The organism is Nannocystis bainbridge, from assembly GCF_028368995.1.
Lineage (GTDB): Bacteria > Myxococcota_A > Polyangia > Nannocystales > Nannocystaceae > Nannocystis > Nannocystis bainbridge.
In genome coordinates this window covers 1,776,959-1,792,882 of record NZ_JAQNDL010000002.1, presented here as the reverse complement: position 1 = coordinate 1,792,882, position 15,924 = coordinate 1,776,959, and the positions used below count along the sequence as shown (strand labels likewise).

The 15,924-nt window shown below is 71.5% G+C and carries 13 protein-coding genes; 4 read left to right on the top strand and 9 right to left on the bottom strand.

Annotated features, from left to right (window positions below):
* Positions 1-273: 273 nt before the first annotated feature.
* Complete coding sequence (locus POL25_RS24740; protein ID WP_272088621.1) at positions 274-1,590, top strand: hypothetical protein; 1,317 nt, start codon at positions 274-276, stop codon at positions 1,588-1,590.
* A 112-nt stretch (positions 1,591-1,702) separates the two neighbouring features.
* Here POL25_RS24740 and POL25_RS24735 read toward each other — a convergent pair whose 3' ends face one another.
* On the bottom strand, positions 1,703-2,494 hold the full coding sequence (locus POL25_RS24735) for an alpha/beta fold hydrolase (protein ID WP_272088620.1): 792 nt from the start codon (positions 2,492-2,494) through the stop codon (positions 1,703-1,705).
* A 91-nt stretch (positions 2,495-2,585) separates the two neighbouring features.
* Between POL25_RS24735 and POL25_RS24730 the strand changes: the two genes are divergently transcribed.
* Positions 2,586-3,998 (top strand): metallophosphoesterase family protein, encoded by a 1,413-nt coding sequence (locus POL25_RS24730; protein ID WP_272088619.1) that lies wholly within the window; start codon positions 2,586-2,588, stop codon positions 3,996-3,998.
* A 109-nt stretch (positions 3,999-4,107) separates the two neighbouring features.
* Positions 4,108-4,638 (top strand): hypothetical protein, encoded by a 531-nt coding sequence (locus tag POL25_RS24725; protein ID WP_272088618.1) that lies wholly within the window; start codon positions 4,108-4,110, stop codon positions 4,636-4,638.
* A gap of 139 nt (positions 4,639-4,777) precedes the next feature.
* Here the strand turns inward: POL25_RS24725 and POL25_RS24720 are convergent, their stop codons facing one another.
* Positions 4,778-6,751, bottom strand: coding sequence for a CocE/NonD family hydrolase (locus POL25_RS24720; RefSeq protein ID WP_272088617.1), 1,974 nt, complete (start codon positions 6,749-6,751; stop codon positions 4,778-4,780).
* A 50-nt stretch (positions 6,752-6,801) separates the two neighbouring features.
* Between POL25_RS24720 and POL25_RS24715 the strand changes: the two genes are divergently transcribed.
* Positions 6,802-7,944, top strand: coding sequence for an ATP-dependent 6-phosphofructokinase (locus tag POL25_RS24715; RefSeq protein WP_272088616.1), 1,143 nt, complete (start codon positions 6,802-6,804; stop codon positions 7,942-7,944).
* A gap of 140 nt (positions 7,945-8,084) precedes the next feature.
* On the opposite strand, the gene POL25_RS24710 is transcribed toward POL25_RS24715, so the two are convergent.
* The 7 genes from POL25_RS24710 to POL25_RS24680 form a co-directional block, all read right to left on the bottom strand.
* Positions 8,085-8,669, bottom strand: a complete 585-nt coding sequence (locus tag POL25_RS24710; RefSeq protein WP_272088615.1) for a hypothetical protein — start codon at positions 8,667-8,669, stop codon at positions 8,085-8,087.
* 131 nt (positions 8,670-8,800) lie between these two features.
* Complete coding sequence (locus POL25_RS24705) at positions 8,801-9,646, bottom strand: hypothetical protein (RefSeq protein WP_272088614.1); 846 nt, start codon at positions 9,644-9,646, stop codon at positions 8,801-8,803.
* 126 nt (positions 9,647-9,772) lie between these two features.
* Complete coding sequence (locus POL25_RS24700) at positions 9,773-10,738, bottom strand: ribulose phosphate epimerase (RefSeq protein ID WP_272088613.1); 966 nt, start codon at positions 10,736-10,738, stop codon at positions 9,773-9,775.
* 100 nt (positions 10,739-10,838) lie between these two features.
* Positions 10,839-11,714 (bottom strand): hypothetical protein, encoded by an 876-nt coding sequence (locus POL25_RS24695; RefSeq protein WP_272088612.1) that lies wholly within the window; start codon positions 11,712-11,714, stop codon positions 10,839-10,841.
* A gap of 18 nt (positions 11,715-11,732) precedes the next feature.
* Positions 11,733-12,029 carry a hypothetical protein gene (locus tag POL25_RS24690; protein WP_272088611.1) on the bottom strand — a complete coding sequence of 99 codons (297 nt, stop codon included), beginning with the start codon at positions 12,027-12,029 and terminating at the stop codon, positions 11,733-11,735.
* A gap of 567 nt (positions 12,030-12,596) precedes the next feature.
* Positions 12,597-14,981 carry a hypothetical protein gene (locus tag POL25_RS24685; RefSeq protein WP_272088610.1) on the bottom strand — a complete coding sequence of 795 codons (2,385 nt, stop codon included), beginning with the start codon at positions 14,979-14,981 and terminating at the stop codon, positions 12,597-12,599.
* Positions 14,982-15,001: 20 nt separating this feature from the next.
* Complete coding sequence (locus POL25_RS24680) at positions 15,002-15,610, bottom strand: RNA polymerase sigma factor (RefSeq protein ID WP_272088609.1); 609 nt, start codon at positions 15,608-15,610, stop codon at positions 15,002-15,004.
* Positions 15,611-15,924: the final 314 nt, after the last annotated feature.

Below are 15,924 nucleotides of genomic sequence, written 5' to 3'. Positions count from 1 at the left end.
GCGCGCAGCGTTCGGCCTGTCTGAAGAGACAGATGATTCCCCGCGGCTCGCGGCCGAGCGGTGGATCGAACATGTCCGGAGAGACATGTCATGAAGCCTGTCCCGAAGGACATGTCTCTGCTTCGACCTGCTTGAAGGGACAGACGCGGGCCACGCAGGTCACGCAGGCGCTCGCTTTCGATCTGCCCTTCCTTCGTGGCGTAGTCGCCGGTGGCGGGCTCCGCGTTCGCCGCTGCGCTCCCTCGCGCGCGCCTTGTCGCTATAGTCGCCGCCATGAAGCCCGCCATGCGCGTCCTGTTGATCGGAAGTCTCGTCGTCAGCGCGACCTCGGCGGCGATGTGCTCGCTGCTGTGGCGCGAGGGCTACGAAGAGACCTACTTGAAGGGCCCGGTGGTCGACACCTGGTCGGTGCCTGCGATCGATCCCGCGCCGGTCGTGCTGCCCGGCGCGGCCTGGGCCTCGATCCCCGCCCGCACGGCCGACGGCAAGGTCGCGGGGTGGATCCACGAGGGCGCCGAGGGCAAGTTCATCGCCCTCGACGAGGCCACGGGGCGCGTGCTGTGGCACGCCGCGACCGGCCCGGTGCCGGACGACCTGGTGCGCAGCGACGGTTGGCGGAGGGGCGAGCGCGTGCCGGCCGTGGCGGCGGCGCTCGCCGGCCCTGGCGTCTACCTCGTCGCCGCGAACCGCAAGTGGATGCTCATCGCCGAGGGCGGCGGCTCGGTCAAGACCGGCGACCTCCCGGCGCAGATTCCGGCGCTGACGGGCGCCGCGTGCCTGGTCGACGGCAACTTCTGGCTCGGCATCGCCGACGAGCGCGACGGCGGCGTCATGCTCAGCGCCGCCGGCGTGCTGGCCGACGTGCGCAGCGATCGGCCGGCCGGGTGCTTCCACGCAGGCGACGACCGCGACAGCGATCTGAAGGTCATCAGCCCGCTGCAGAACGCCCACGCCGATCCGACCCCGTACCCGGCCGACGATCACAGCCGCGGCTATCCGCCGGAGGTCTGCGGCCGCTACAGCAAGACCCAGATGAAGCGGACCGGCAACGCCTGGTGCTCCGACATGCGGACCACCGACGGCGATCCCAAGCGCTCGGTGATGCTCCACATCAGCGACATCGTGTTCCGCCAGGAGGACGACAAGTGGCTGATGGTCCGCCTGCCGGATCCGTACTCGGGCGGCATCGACTTCAAGCCGTCGATCGTGAACTACGAGCTGTCGTGGCCGCGCGCCTTCTTCGACATGACCGCCTACCGCAACGTGACCAGCCAGAACAACCCGTCGGCGACCTCGTTCGAGGCCAAGAAGGTCGAGCAGCGCACCGAGGTGACCGAGATCGTGGCCTCGATCGCGCGCACCGGCGAGCTGCAGTGGGCGCGCAGCATCTGGCGCGGCGACATGCCGCGCGTGTCGGCCGACTTCAGCGAGAACTGGTTTTATACGCGCTCCCTGCTGCTCGCCTCGCACCCGAGCTCGCCGGCGCAGACGATCTACGCGTTCAAGCCGGGCATGCTGCTCGCCATCGATCAAGCCACCGGCGCCCCGCGCTTCCAGGTCGGCACTTCGCTGGCGCCGCCGACCTGGTGAGCGGCGGAGTCGCGCGACGCCGGCAGGCACGGAAGCGCGTCCTCACAGACATGACCTCGGTAACATGTCCGTGAAGACATGTCGGTGAAGCCATGCTCGAACAGACATGTCCTCAGGGACCTGTCGTGGCGAGCAGCCCCTCGACGATCGCCGCGACCTCGCGCGGGCGCTCGGCCTGGACCGTGTGTCCGGCGCCGGCGATCGTGAACAGCTCGGCGCCGAGGCGCTCGGCCAGCACGCGCCCCGCGGTCGCGAGGGCGGGAGCGTCAGCGGCGCCCACGACCACGCGCGCGGGCAGGCGGAGGCCGTCGAGGTGGGCCAGCAGGGCGGGGCGGGCGATCCAGGCCCACACCGCGCGGGCCATGTCGCGGCGGTCCATCGCCTGCAGGTGGGCCGTGGTCGCGCCGCGCACGTCGGCGGCGGCGTCGGGCGCGTGCAGGCCCGCGAGCACGCTGGTGAGCACCGGGCCCGGGCCGAGCGTGCGCAGGATCGTCGCCAGCGCGGCGAAGGTGACGCGGTCGCGCGCGCTCGCGGCGTGCGGGTTGGCGGCGATCAGCACCAGCGCGCCGACCAACTCGGGACGCGCGCGCGCCAGCTCGACGGCCGCGGCGGCGCCGAGCGAGGTGCCGACGACGATCGCGTCGCGCACCGCGAGCGCGTCCAGCACCGCCGCGAGGTCGGCGGCCAGATCGGCGGTCGAGAACGCCCGCGAGGTCCCGCGGCTGTCGCCGTGGCCGCGCAGGTCGACGTTGACGACACGCGCGCGGGTGGCGAGCTGCGCGGCGACGGCGGCGAAGCTGCCGCGACCGGCGAGCAAGTTATGGGCGAGCACGACGACGCGGCCCCCGCTGCGGCCGAGCTCGTCGAAGACCACGCGTTGACCCTCGCGGACGATCGCAGGCACGACCTCTTCTCGTGCCACGAGTGCGCGCGCCGAGGCAAGTCCCGGTTGAGCCGCTGCGGCGCCTGCGTTACGGTGGAGCCACGAGTCCTCCGTGCCGGTCCGCATCATCCCTGGCGCCGTCAGCACCGATCGCCTGCGCGCGCTCGTGATCTGTGACGGCGACGCGCAGCCGGCGGTGACGATCGAGGCGTTGCAGGGCGGACCCGCGCCGGCGCTGCAGATCCGCGCGCACATGGCCGGCGATTCGCGCGTCGATCAACACGTGCGCAAGGCCGGGCTGTCGCTGTGGGTGTGCGACGCGAGCGGCCTGCGGCCGGGCGCCGATTACCACTTGCGCGCGCCGGGCGAGCGGCCGGTGCACGTCAAGACGTTCCCGGCGACGCTGCCGAAGGCCGGCATCTCGCTGGCGCTGGCGAGCTGCTACTACGAGGCGTTCGGCCGCCACAAGGACTACTTGCAGCTGCTGCAGGCCGCGCCGAGCTACGGGCCGCTCGCGGCCAAGCTGCTGGTCGGCGACAACATCTACGTCGACGTCGGCGCCGCGCCGGGGCAGGCGCGCAGCGGGGCCGAGGAGACCGTCGGGCGCTATCTGCAGTACTACTGGCGCAGCGGCTACGCCGACGTGCTGTCGTACTTGCCGACCTTCTGCCTGTGGGACGACCACGAGCTGTGGAACAACTTCCCCGAGTGGCAGGTGCACCTGGCGCGCAGCATGGCGAACACGCGCGCCGACTACACCGCGGCCGGCCTCGGCGCGCTCAAGCTGTTCCAGGCGGTGCTGAACCCGCCCCCGGCGGCCCGCGCGGGCCTCTCGTACCGCTTCGACATCCCGCCGGTGTCGTGCTTCGCCCTCGATCTGCGGGCCGGTCGCACGATCATGAAGACCCAGAGCCCGCGCATGACCAGCGAGGCCGAGCTGGTGGCGTTCGAGCGCTGGGCCGCCAACCTCGAGGCGCCCGGCATCGCGCTGTTCGGCCAGCCGCTGTGGATCGGTCGCGGCAACTGGATGGACTACCAGCCGCCCGATTTCCCGGGCGAGTACTCGCGGATCTGGCGAGCGCTGACGAACGCGCCGTACGACGTGCTGGTGCTGTCGGGCGACGTGCACCACAGCCGGCTGCTCGAGCTCGACGCCGCCAAAGACCGCAAGGTGTGGGAGCTCGTCAGCTCGCCGGCGTGCATGATCCCGACCATGGAGTCGATCGGCGCCCGGGCGTTCGACGTGCAGGACAAGGGCGTGTTGACGTTCCCGCTGGCCTACCCGGGCGGCCCGTCCGGCCCGCCGAACCTGCGCGCGTACCACTTCGGCACCGAGATCAGCAACACCATCGCGTTCCTCAAGCTCGCGCCCGCGGACGCCGGCGGGATCGCGGTCACCACCTGCTTCATGGACCTCACGACCAAGACGGTGGCCCCCAACAGCCGCCCGCGGGTCGCCGCGCCGCTGGCCGCGCCGCAGCCGCAGTGGTGCCAGACGACGTTCGTGCTCAAGAAGCGGGCGTGATGAAGGCTGTCCGCGAGGGCATGGGACGAGCGCGCGAGCCGGCGTGCATGCGGCTGTCTCCAGGGGCATGGCTTGATGGACATGTTTCATGCGACATGTTCGAATGGGCATGACGCAAAGGACAGCGATGCCTGAGCGCGGGCCCGGGCGGGTGCGCTGCCACGTGTGCGGGACGCGGTGGTCTGTGCGTCCGCGGGCGCCGGGGCGGCGCGGGGACGAGGTCGAGGCGTGCCCGGGCTGCGAGGCGCCGCTCCGACTGGCGCCCGCGCTCGACGAGGGGACCGCGCGTGGGCTCGTGCTGCTGGCGGCCGGCTTCGCCGAGGAGCGGCGGCACCACGGGACGGTCGGCAGGTACCTGGCCGAGTTCACCCGCAGCGAGCACGAGGTCGATCGCCTGCTCGCGCTCGCTGCCTCGATCGACTACGACGCGTGGGCAGCCGACAACGCGCGCCGACTCGCGCGACGCGACGACGCCCGCGTGCGCGCCGTGTCACGATTCCTGCCGCGGCTCGCGGGGCTGGCCGACAGCGGCGCGCTGACCGAGGCGCTGAAGCTCCCGGCCGCGCGGCTGAAGCGGCGCTACCGAGCCGAGCACGCGCATCACCTCGCCGTGTTCGCGCGCCGGACGACGCGAGCGTGACGCAGGCGCGCGGGCGAGGTTGGCCGCGTGGCTTCGGCGAGGTTGGTAGCGACCTCGCGGGCGAGGTTGTCGCCTCACCCGCGAGGTTCGTCCTTTCGAAGCGGTGTGCCGCGCGACCTGCGTCACGCTGTTCGTCGTGTCACTTCGCCGGCGCCGCGGCGAGCACCGGCAGGCGCACCCGGCTGGGGTGGCTCGCCGCGTGGTGGACCTTGTGCGTGGCCTTTTTGAAATCGCTGGCCTGGGCCTTGAAGATGTTGGCCACGAAGGTCTGCGGGTTGCGGTCGACCAGCGGGAACCACGAGCTCTGGACCTGGATCATCACGCGGTGGCCCTTCTTGAAGGTGTGGAGCACGTCGAGCAGCGGCACGGTGACCTTGGTGACCTTGCCCGGCACGAACGGGGCCGGCTTCTCGGCGCTGTCGCGGAAGCGGCCGCGCACGACCTCGCTGCGGACCATCATCTGGTAGCCGCCGAGCTTGGCGTACTTCATTTCGTCGCGCTCGCCCCTGGTGGCGCCGGTGTCGTCCGGCAGCACGTCGATCAGCTTGACGATCCAGTCGGCGTCGGTGCCGGTGGTCGAGACGAACAGCTCGGCCTCGACGGGCCCCACGACCGTCAGATCCTCGATCAGCTCCGACGTCTGGTAGACCAGCACGTCGGGCCGACGGGCGGCGAACCGCTGGTCCTCGGTCATGTACTCCTTTGTCATGCCGATGGCGGTCTCGGCGGTGTACGGGACCGGGTGGGCTGGGTCGCTCTCGAACAGGTCGAAGCCGGCGCGCTCGCGCGGGGCGCCGCTGGTCAACGACTGATATGCCCTGAAGTACAGGTCCCTCGGGACAGCTTGCGGCGGCCAGGCGGGGAAGGTCTGCCAGCGGCGCGCGCCCGTGTCGAACACGTGGGCTTCGCCGCTCGGCGGGGCGCCGGCGCCCTTGAGGAAATGCTCGAAGAACGGCAGCTCGAGCCGCTCCTGGTACTCGCGCGAGGTCTTGGCGCCGAACTCGATGTCGCCGAGGCGGTCGCCCTCGGTGCGCGACCAACCGCCGTGAACCCACGGGCCCATGACGAGCATGTTGAAGACGTCGGGGTTGTTGCGCTCGACGGCGCGGTAGATGTTGAGCGGGCCGTAGAGGTCCTCGGCGTCGAAAAGGCCGCCCACGACCATCACCGCCGGGGCGACCTTGCGCAGGTGCGGCAGCAGGTCGCGCTTCTGCCAGAACTCGTCGCGGTTCGGGTGCTCGACCATATGGTTCCAGGTCGTGACCTCGCCGCGGAGGTGGTGGTCCTGCAGGTTCTGCAGCGGGCCGGCGTCGAGGAAGAACTGGTAGCCGTCGGCGGTGCCGTGATCGAAGCGACGCGGCCACGCGGAGGTCGGCTGCGATCGCGGCTTGCCGAACGAGGCGAAGAAGTTGAAGGCGTGCGGCAGGAAGAACGCGCCGTGGTGGTGGAAATCGTCGTACCACCAGTCGGCGATCGGGGCCTGCGGGCTGACGGCGGCCAGCGCCGGGTGGGGGTCGATCATGCCGGCGGCGGCGTAGAAGCCGGGGTAGGAGATGCCGTAGAGGCCGACCTTGCCGTTGTTGCCGGCGACGTTGGCGATCAGCCAGGCGATGGTGTCGAAGGCGTCGGTGCTCTGGTCGACGTCTCTCGGGCCTATCTTTTGGGCCAGGTGCGGCGTCATGTCGACGAACTCGCCCTCGGACATGAACGCGCCGCGCACGTCCTGGTCGACGAAGATGTAGCCGGCGCGCAGGAAGATCGGGCTCGGGCCGATCCGCTCGGGGAATTTGTCCTCGCCGTAGGGGCTGCAGCTGTAGGGCGTGCGCTTGAGCAGGATCGGCAGGGGCTCGGCGGCGACCTTGGGGGTGTAGATCGCCGTGTGCAGGTGCACCCCGTCGCGCATCGGAATTCGCACCTCGCGCTTGGTGTAGTGGGCCGCCAGGTAGGCCGCGACGGACTCGCCCTTGCCCGCGGGCGGCGCGGGCGCAGCCGTGGCCGCTGCTGCGCCCGGTTCGGGGCACGGGGCCGCGGCGGCGGGCGCCTTTACGGTGTAGGCGGGACGGCACGCCGCGAGGGCGATGACCACGGCGAAGGCACGCTGGGCGGCGCTCACCGCTCCGGTATACTCCGGCCTTCGCGCGGCGGACAGCCGGCCCACAGCCCATGAGCATCGGAATCCTGACGAGCGGGGGCGACGCCCCCGGGATGAACGCGGCCGTTCGCGCGGCCTTTCGCTGCCTCAAGATGCGCGACCCGGACTGCGAGATCGTGTTCTTCCGCGACGGCTTCCGCGGCCTCGCGCGCCGACTCGACTCGTCGTCCGATCGCAACGTCGATCGCCGGGCGGTCCGCGACATCATCCACCGCGGCGGCACCTTCATCGGCACCGGTCGCGTGCCCGAGCTGCTGCTGCCGGCCGCGGACCACCCGAGCTACGCCGAGCGCGTGGCGGCCCGCGACGATTTCCTCAAGGTCGCGGCGATCAATCTGTACCAGATGCGGGTCGACAACCTGATCGTGATCGGCGGCGACGGCTCGTTCTGCGGCGCCCGCCTGATCGGCGAGGCGTTCCGCCAGCACTTCCCGCGCCGGCCGTTCCGCGTCATCGGCATCCCCGGCACCATCGACAACGACCTCCACGGCACCGAGTATTCGATCGGCTACGACACGGCGCTCAACAACGTCGTCGACGCGATCCGCAAGCTGCGTGACACTATCGAGTCGCACCGGCGCGCGATCATCCTCGAGGTCATGGGCAACACCTCCGGCTGGCTGGCGCTGCAGTCGGCGATCGCCGGCGGCGCGGCGGTGGTGGCCATCCCCGAGGTCGAGGAGACCTGGGACCACGACCGCATCGTGCGCTCGCTCGACGCCGGCGTCCGCCGCGACTACCGCTACTTCATCATCGTCGTCGCCGAGGGCGTGCGCCGCCGCGCCGGCGAGGACTGGTGCGAGGGGCTGAAGCGCAAGCTCGAGTCGGACCCGGCGATCGAGACGCACCTCGGCCACCCGATGGAGGTCCGCATCAACTCGGTCGGCCACATCGCCCGCGGCGGCAGCCCGACCGCGCTCGACAACACGCTCGCCGGCCTGCTCGGCTCCGGCGCGGCCGACGTGGCCCAGCTCGGCGGCCTCGACGGCCAGACGCCTACCCCCGGCGACGTGATGGTCGGTAGCCGCGGGCCGCAGACGATCGTGACGCCGCTCGACGAGGTCATCGCCCGCTCGCCCCGGCTCGTGACCCGCGACAGCGAGCTGTATCAGCTGTCGCAGCGGCTGATGCTGACCGCCGAGCAGCCGTTCTGAGCCGCGCGCGAGCTCGGCGGCCGGCGTAGCGGGGCGTTCCGAGGCTGTCTTTCGGAGCATGTCCTGACGGGCATGTTCTCCGGAGCATGTCTCCTGGAGAATGTCTCCAAAGACATGCCCCATGGGACATGCCCGAACAGTCAGCTGGCGGCCGGCGCGGCGTGGGCGGCGAGGGCCCGCAGGACCGCCAGGGCGGCGTCGAGCTGGGCGTCGGTCGGCAGCTTGTCCCACGGCCAGATCAGCACGACGATGCCGTTTTGGACCATCAGGTAGGGGCGCGGCAGGCCCTCGAGCGCGGCCCGCAGCGGGGCGTCGCACAGGGCGGCGGCCCGCCGCGCCGGCGAGGCGTAGGTGGCGAAGCGGGCGTCGAAGCTGTCGTCGCCGGAGCGGATGCGGTCGCCAGGGCGGCGCGCCGTGAAGGCGATCGGCGAGCTGAGGGCGAACGCCTCGATCACGACCCACGGGCTGCGGTCGATGCGGGCCTCGAGGAACACGCCGAGGTCGCCGTGGGCCAGGGCGCCCTGGCTGAGGTGGAAGGCGACCTGGTCGGCGTTGCCGATGACGGCGAAGCCGCCGGCGCGCTCGACGAGGTGCCAGCCGCGCCGTTCGGCGAGGCCCGACCAGCGGGCCCGGTCGCGGTCGAGGGCGCGGCGGTGGCGGTACCACAGGTTGCCCAGCAGAAAGCCCGCCAGCGCCGCGAGGATGGCGTTCAGGACCAGGGCCATGGGCGACATGCCGGCGATCATTGCGGCCCCAGTTTAACACGATCGCGGCGCGGGGGCCGCGCGCCCGGGATGTCCGAAGAGACAGGTCCGCATGCCCGCCGGCGCGCGCGGCGGGCGGCGCGGCGACGATCTCAGGGGGCGCGGCAGACCCCGAGGTCGGCGTATTCGGGCGACGGCGCGGGGTCGTGGGCCTGGCACTGCGGGAGCTCGGCCGGACAGCTCGGCTGGCTCAAAGAACAGAGCGGGGCGCAGCACCGCTCGCCCGCGCAGCCGCTCACGAGGTCGGCCGGATCACACACGTGCCCGGGCGCGCAGTCGGTCTCGCCGGCGCAGGGCATCCCCGCACCCGCCGGCTCGCCCGCGGGCGCGTAGCGGCAGATGAAGCCGTCGACGCTGCTCGAGCGCACGCACAGGGTCGCCGGCGGCGGGCAGTCCTGCGCCAGCGGATCGCACAGCGGATAACAGAGGTAGCTGGCCGACGGCTGCACGTAACAGCGCGCGTTCGGGTCGACGCAGCCGTCGTCGGCGTCGCACAGGCCGAGGCAGCGGCCGCGCAGATCGCTGGAGCTCGCGAAGTACCAGCACATCAGCGCCGGGCCGCAGTCGTCGATGCCGCTGTGCGTATAGTCCTCGGTCTCGCACGGCTCGCCGAGGCCCGCGGGATCGGGGACGAGCGGCACGCAGCGCGCACCGTTCCAGTCGTCGGCCATCATCGACGCGAACGGGGCGCACTTGTGCCCGGCCGGACAGTCCTGCAGCCGCGGGTCGCAGTGAAAGCCCTCGCTCGGCAGCTCCGGCTCGGCCGGGCCGGTGGTCGTGGTGCCGGTCGTGCTGGTCGGCGGATCTTGCAACTCGGTGGTCCACCGCTGTTCGCCGCCGGTCGTGGTCGAGGCGACGGCGGCGGTGGTGCCGGCAGGGCCCGCGGGGGCGCCCCCACAGGCGCAGGCGAGCAGGACGAGGACGACGGTGGCGCGCACGCCATCATTGTAGCGCGCTTCGGCGCGAGTGCGCCGGTCGATGGGCGGATGTCGTGGTGGTCCGTGAATCGAGGTGTCTCGACGACATGTCCCTGAGGACATGTCGATAACGACAGCTGCGCACGGTCAGGGCTGCGGGAGGCCGCACACGCCGAGGTCTTCGTGGCCGGGCGGGGCCTGGCCCTGCTCGAAGTAGGGCACGCACTCCTGGCCCTGGCCGGGGCAGGAGAGCGGCGCGGTCAGGTCGCAGAACGGGAGGCAACAGCCCTGGCTCGCGGGGTCGCACTCCTCGGCCAGATCGGGGGACAGGCACACGAGGCCCGGGTCGCAGGCGTTGAGGAACTCGCACGGGTCGAACACCTGGCCCTCCTCGCCGCTGGCGTCGATGGTGCACGTGAAGGTCGAGGTCCAGTTGGGGACGCACACCTCGCCGGGCTTGCAGCCGGGCTCGAGCGGGTCGCAGTCGGGCAGGCAGAGGATCAGCACGCCGTCGCCCGAGAGCATGCAGGTGGCGTCGGGCTGCGCGCAGCCGGGGTTGTCGGGCGAGCCGGTGCACATGGCGACGCAGGTGCCCTGCAGGGTGTCGGGGTCGACGAAGAAGCACTGCAGGTGCTTGTCGCAGCTGTCCTCGCCGCTGACGCCGGAGTCGACGACGGTGCACGGCTCGTCGAGGCCGTCAGGGTCGGGCACGATGTCGACGCACTTGGTGGAGTTCCAGCTGCTGCCGCCGTCGTTGGCGAACGGCATGCACTTCTGGCCCGGCGGGCAGTCCTCGACCCAGGGGTCGCATTCGGGCGGGTTGAAGAAGTCCGGCACCGGGATGAACGGGACGGTGGTGCTGGGCTCGCCGCTCGGGTCAGGCTCGCCGCCGGTGGCGGTGTCCGGCGCGTCGGTGGTCGGCACGGGGACGGTGGCGGTCCCGGGGCCGGCGGTGGTGCCAGGGCTGGTGGTCGTGCCCGGAGTCTCGGTGGTGCTGCCGGGGAGCCCGGGCTCGCTGGTGCTGGTGGTGAGCCCGCCGTCGGTGTCGCCGGTGGGCCGGGCGACGCAGGCGGCGAGGGCGAGGAGGACGAGGCATGAAGGGCGATAAAGCATGGCAGCGGATCCGGTGCGGCAGGATAGAGGTGGTCTCAGGGTAATGTCGTAAAGGACATGTCTAAACGGGCATGTCCTTGAGTGCAGGAGAGCGGCGGGCTCAGGGGAGCGCGCACTGGCCGAGGTGATCCTTGCCGGGCGGCGCCTCACCGGGCGCGTACCAGGCGACGCACTGCTGGCCCTGGCCGGGGCAGGTGTTCGGCAGCTCGAGGTCGCACAGCGGGAGGCAGCAGCCGGTCGCGACCGGATCGCACTCGACGGCGAACTCGGGGGGGAGGCACAGGAGCCCAGGGTCGCAGGCGCTCGCGTACTCGCAGGCGTCGAACGGCTGGCCTTCGTCACCGCTGCTGTCGAAGACGCAGGTCCAGTCGCCGTCATCGGGATGGGCGATGCAGAGCTCGTCGCCCGGGCAGTCCTGCAGCAGCGGATCGCACTCGGGCAGGCAGAGGTGGACGATGCCGTCAGAGTTGGTGGTGCAGTCCGTCCCGGGCCCGCAGAGGGGCTCGTCGGGCGAGCCCTGGCAGTAGGCGATGCAGGTGCCCTCGAGCTCGGGCCACTGGACGTACAGGCATATGAAGCCCTCGTCGCAGGTGTCCGCGCCGCTGGCAGGCGCGCCGAGGACCTCGCAGAGCTCACCGAGGCCGGCCGGGTCGGAGACCACGTCGACGCACTTCACGGTGTCCCAGGAGTTGTCGCCGTCGGCCGAGTACGGGGCGCACTTCTTGCCCTCGGGACAGTCCTGCTCGAAGATGCTGCACTCCTTCTTGCCGCCGCCGCCGTCAGGCGGGCGGATGAAGCCATGCGTGGTCGGGTCGTCACCGGAGCCGGTCGCGGAGGTCGGCTCGACGGTGGTCATGGAGGTCGTGGTCGACGTGGTGGTCGTGGCAGCTGAACCGTCGCTCCCGCCGGCGCCCGGCGAGTCAGGGTCGCGGGCGCAGGCGGCGAGGAGCAGGATGACGGATGGCCGAAGGGACATGTCCGAACGGTCCTCCGGTCAGCGATCGTCCCCGTCGGCGGCGGGGCACGCCTGGTCGAAGGGGCAGGTCGGATTGGGCCGGGTCGACAGGGCGATCGCGCCGGCGGCTGCAAAAGCTGTCCGTAGGGACATGTCGTCCTCGACATGTCCTGGGAGGCTCTTTTGCAGGCGAGGCTCGACGCGGGCGGTCGGGTGCGGGTGGGCGGATACGCGGCTCGGCTCGACCGTCAGGCGCGTCGCGGCAGCGACGAGCAGGCCGGTCCAGACACAAATCCGCGCGATGCTGGCGATGCGCGTGCGGCGGGAAACTGACATCTCGCCAGGATTGTGACCTGGTTCAGCGGCGAAAGAAATAAAACGAAAGGTAGTTTTTGAAGGATAAATAGGTCAATTGGTGGATTGTCCGATCGCTGTCCGGGGGCGCGGAGCGACAGGGCGCAAGAGCGAGCGACCATCCGGACCGCGAGCTCAGGACGGGCGCCGGGCGGTGCGCTGCGGGCCGAAAGGTGGGACAGCACTTCACAGCATGGCCTTTGGGACATGTCGGTCCAGTGCAGGCGAGCGCGCGGGGGCCTTGGTAGATGGCGCTTGGGACAGGTTCGGCGCAGTCACTGCGCGCGAGCCTTTATGAATGGCCCTTGGGACCGGTTCGGCGCCGTCGCTGCGCGCGAGCTTTATGGATGGCGCCTGGGACCGGTTCGGCGCCCTCGCTGGGCGCGAGCCTTTATGAATGGCCCTTGGGACCGGTTCGGCGCCGTCGCTGCGCGCGAGCTTTATGGATGGCCCTTGGGACAGGTTCAGCGCCCTCGCTGCGCGCGAGCTTTTATGGATGGCCCTTGAGACAGGTTCGTCGCCGTCGCTGCGCGCTCGCGCCGGTGGCGGTCAGGGCAGGTAGGCGCGCAGGAACTCGAGCCGCTCGGTCCACAGGGTCGCGTCGAGGCGCAGGCCGCTGTCGGCGTCGGGGTCGTCCTGCAGCTCGGCGAGGACGCGGGCGGCGGCGTCGTAGTTGCGGGCGCGGGCCTGGGCCTCGAGCAGCATGAGGAGGGCGCCGCGGCGCAGCTCGGCGGTGGCGAGCGGGTGCTCTTCGTCCTCGGGGTGGAGCGCGCGCTGCAGCGGCTCGATGGCGGCGGCGCCCTGCTGGACGTTGAGAAGCTGGCGGCCGAGGAGGTAGCCGCCGAGCGGGGCGTAGCGCGGCAAGGCGGCGATCTGCTCGGCGGCGTAGAGGCGCAGCACGGCCTCGCTCGGGTGCTCGGGGTTGGGCTCGAACGGATCGAAGTAGGCCAGCACGCGCGGGGCGAGGGCCGGGTCGGCGGCGCCCATGCGCTTGATCTGGAGCTGGCGGACCTGGTTGTCGCCGAGGCCGCGGGTCAGCGCGCGGTCGTAGTAGGTGAGCGCGACCGGGAGGTCGAAGCGGGCCAGGGCGAGGTCGCCGAGGCGCTCGTCGACGAGGGCGGCGATCGTGTCGGTGAGGTCGACCTGGCGAGAGAGCTCGGCGAGGGTCGCGGAGGCGGCGTCCTGCATGCCGGCCTGGACCTGGGCCTGGGCCAGCAGCAGGCGGTGCTCGGGCTGCTCGGGCTCGATGGTGCAGAGGTCGCGCAGGAGGTCGATGCGCTCGACCTCGAGGCCGCGGTGGTGGGCGAGGTTGGCCCCGGCGAGCAGGTCGGCGGCCCGGTGGGCGCACGGGCGCTGGAAGATCGGCCGCTGCTTGAAGCGCTGGCGCAGCGCCTCGATGTCGCGGGCCCGCAGCGGACGCGCGCGCAGGTAGGCCAGCCACTCGACCTCGAGCGCGTCGAGGGAGGTCCCATAGGCCAGCTCGAAGTCGCCGGCGGTGCCGTAGAGCTGGAGGAAGGGGTCGACGCCGCGGGTGTCGATGAGCCAGCGGGAGAACGAGCCGGCGGCGGTGTAGGCCCGCCGCGACGACTTGCCCCAAAAGCCGAAGCCCATGATGTCCCCGAGGACAGGTCGCAGCTCGAGCCGGTCGAGGATCGCGGCCTGGTCGTGGAGGTCGAGGCCGGACTCGCTGCGCGGGGCGAAGGCGGTGGCGAAGCCCTCGACCAGCGCGAGGTTGACCCGCAGGCCGCGCCACGAGACGGCCGAGGAGGTGCCGAACAGCGGCTCGCCGACGACGTACGAGAACACGTGGGCGAGCTCGTGGTGGAGCACGCGGTGCGGGAAGGCCTGCTCGTTGAGGTAGATGTGGCCGCGCCACGGCGGGGCGACCTCGGTGTTGCCGGCGCCGATCCAGGCCCGCTTGAGCTCGGGCGACGGGAACACGAAGCTGTGCACGGGGGCCCGCGGCTCGCGGCCGATCTGGGCGGCGAGCCGGCGCCAGGCGAACTCGTGCTCGGCGGCCAGCAGCTCGATGTCGCGGGCGGCGGCCGAGTTGGCGGCGTAGTGGATGACGAAGTGGTCGGTGACGCGGGTGCGCGGGAGGGCGTTGGCGAGGCTGGCCTCGGTGGCGTGGAAGCCGTTCTCGGCGGCGAACACCCCGAGCAGGGTGCCGGGCAGCAGGCAGGCGAACAGGGTGGCGACGGTGAACGGCGAGCGGCGCAGGCTGACGCCGCGCAGCTGTACTTTGAGACCTGGCCCCAAGGTCAGGCTGAGGAGGGCCACGGCGGCGCCGGCGAGCAGGAAGTTGTAGGCGCGGAACCACAGCAGCCGGCCCGTGATCGGGATGGCCTCGTCGTAGAGCGGGCCGGCGAAGTAGCCCCAGAACGGATCGATGGCGTAGACGACCGGGTCGACGTAGATGCGCCACACGCCGAGGACCAACGAGAACAGCAGCGGCAGGCCGGCGAGGAGCAGCTGCACGGGCCGGCGCCGGGCCAGCACGCCGCCCCACAGACCCGCGACGAGGCCGAGCAGGCCCGAGGCCGTGGGCAGCACGAGGAACCACAGCAGGCCGCCGGGCAGGTCGCAGTTGACCTGCCAGAAGTTGGCGAGGATGAAGGCGCCGAGCGAGAGGGTCAGCAGGCTGCAGAGGTCACCGAGGCCGCGCAGAAACAGCAACCGCAGGCGCTCGCCCGGGGTCTGCAGCGACATCGCGTGCGGGTCGGTGGCGTCGGCCTGCCGGGCGTCACGCACCGCGTCGACGCCGACGGCCAGCGCGAACAGGCTGATCAGCGGGGTGAGGACCAGCGCGCCCTCGTAGCCGAGCGCGCCGAACAGCGGCTGGCTGGTGAGCGCGAGCGTGAAGAGGAGGACGAACCATCGCCGCCGCAAGGCGGGGGTGGTGAAGTGGCGACGGACCGCGGCGTGGATCGACATCGTGGCGCGCTCGCTTGTTCTTAGCCGATCTGGCCGCGGACGGCGGCAGCCCAGGCGTCGAGGTCGCCGAGGCTGTCACGGAGCTCGGCGGCGCCGTCCTCCAGCGCGGTCATCGCCGCTTCGAGGAGCTGCTTGGCCCGGCGCAGACGGGTGCGGATGGTGCCTTCGGGGACCCCCAGGATGTCGGCGATCTCGCGCGCGCCGAGCTTCTCCCAGAAATAAAGCTCGAGCAGGACCTGGTGATCGAGGGGGATCCGCCGCAGGCCGAGCAAGAGCAGCCGCTCCTCTCGCCGGCGCGCGAGCAGGGTGGCCGGCGTGGGCTTCAGGTCGTGGACGCTGGTGAGCCCGAAGTCGAGGCGCGCGCCCTCGCGCAGCTTGCCGCGCAGGTGCTTGTAGAGGACGTTGTGGGCGACCGCGAACAGGAAGGTGCGGAAGCTCGAGTCGCCGCGGATCCGCTCCTTGCTCTCGAGGCAGGCGAGGAAGGTCTTCTGCACGAGGTCGCCGGCGTCGTCGTCGACCTTGTTGCGGAAGAAGCGGGCGATCGCGGGGTAGTGGCGCTCGAACAGCTGGACGCCGGCCTTGCTGTCGCCGCCGCGCCAGGCGGCGTAGAGCTCTTCGTCGGGCTGCATGCCGAACCGCAGTGTAGCCGGAGGCGGCAGGGCGAGGGCGCGGCGCGGCGGTCGCAAACGGCCGGCGCGCTCGGGCTCGACCTCACTGCGCGGCGCGCCGGCGCGAGCTCGGAAATTTTCGGCGAACGCGGAGACACGCGAGGCGATGTCGTGCGCGCCGCACCGCGATCGATGGGCGGGGCGCTCGGGTCGCGCGCGCGTTGGCCGGGCGCGGGGAAAATTCGCAACGAGAATTGGCGGCTTGTTGAAAATTAAAATCAAATTATGAGGATGAGAAAGGCCACTGGTGGGCCGTGGGACGGGGATTGATTTGG

What these genes read in the sequence shown, in the direction of transcription:
- POL25_RS24685 (WP_272088610.1), bottom strand. Translation starts at nt 14,981, where the DNA reads ATGTCGATCCACGCCGCGGTCCGTCGCCACTTCACCACCCCCGCCTTG.
- POL25_RS24740 (WP_272088621.1), top strand. Translation starts at nt 274, where the DNA reads ATGAAGCCCGCCATGCGCGTCCTGTTGATCGGAAGTCTCGTCGTCAGC.
- POL25_RS24725 (WP_272088618.1), top strand. Translation starts at nt 4,108, where the DNA reads ATGACGCAAAGGACAGCGATGCCTGAGCGCGGGCCCGGGCGGGTGCGC.
- POL25_RS24710 (WP_272088615.1), bottom strand. Translation starts at nt 8,669, where the DNA reads ATGGCCCTGGTCCTGAACGCCATCCTCGCGGCGCTGGCGGGCTTTCTG.
- POL25_RS24715 (WP_272088616.1), top strand. Translation starts at nt 6,802, where the DNA reads ATGAGCATCGGAATCCTGACGAGCGGGGGCGACGCCCCCGGGATGAAC.
- POL25_RS24700 (WP_272088613.1), bottom strand. Translation starts at nt 10,738, where the DNA reads ATGCTTTATCGCCCTTCATGCCTCGTCCTCCTCGCCCTCGCCGCCTGC.
- POL25_RS24680 (WP_272088609.1), bottom strand. Translation starts at nt 15,610, where the DNA reads ATGCAGCCCGACGAAGAGCTCTACGCCGCCTGGCGCGGCGGCGACAGC.
- POL25_RS24695 (WP_272088612.1), bottom strand. Translation starts at nt 11,714, where the DNA reads ATGTCCCTTCGGCCATCCGTCATCCTGCTCCTCGCCGCCTGCGCCCGC.
- POL25_RS24690 (WP_272088611.1), bottom strand. Translation starts at nt 12,029, where the DNA reads ATGTCAGTTTCCCGCCGCACGCGCATCGCCAGCATCGCGCGGATTTGT.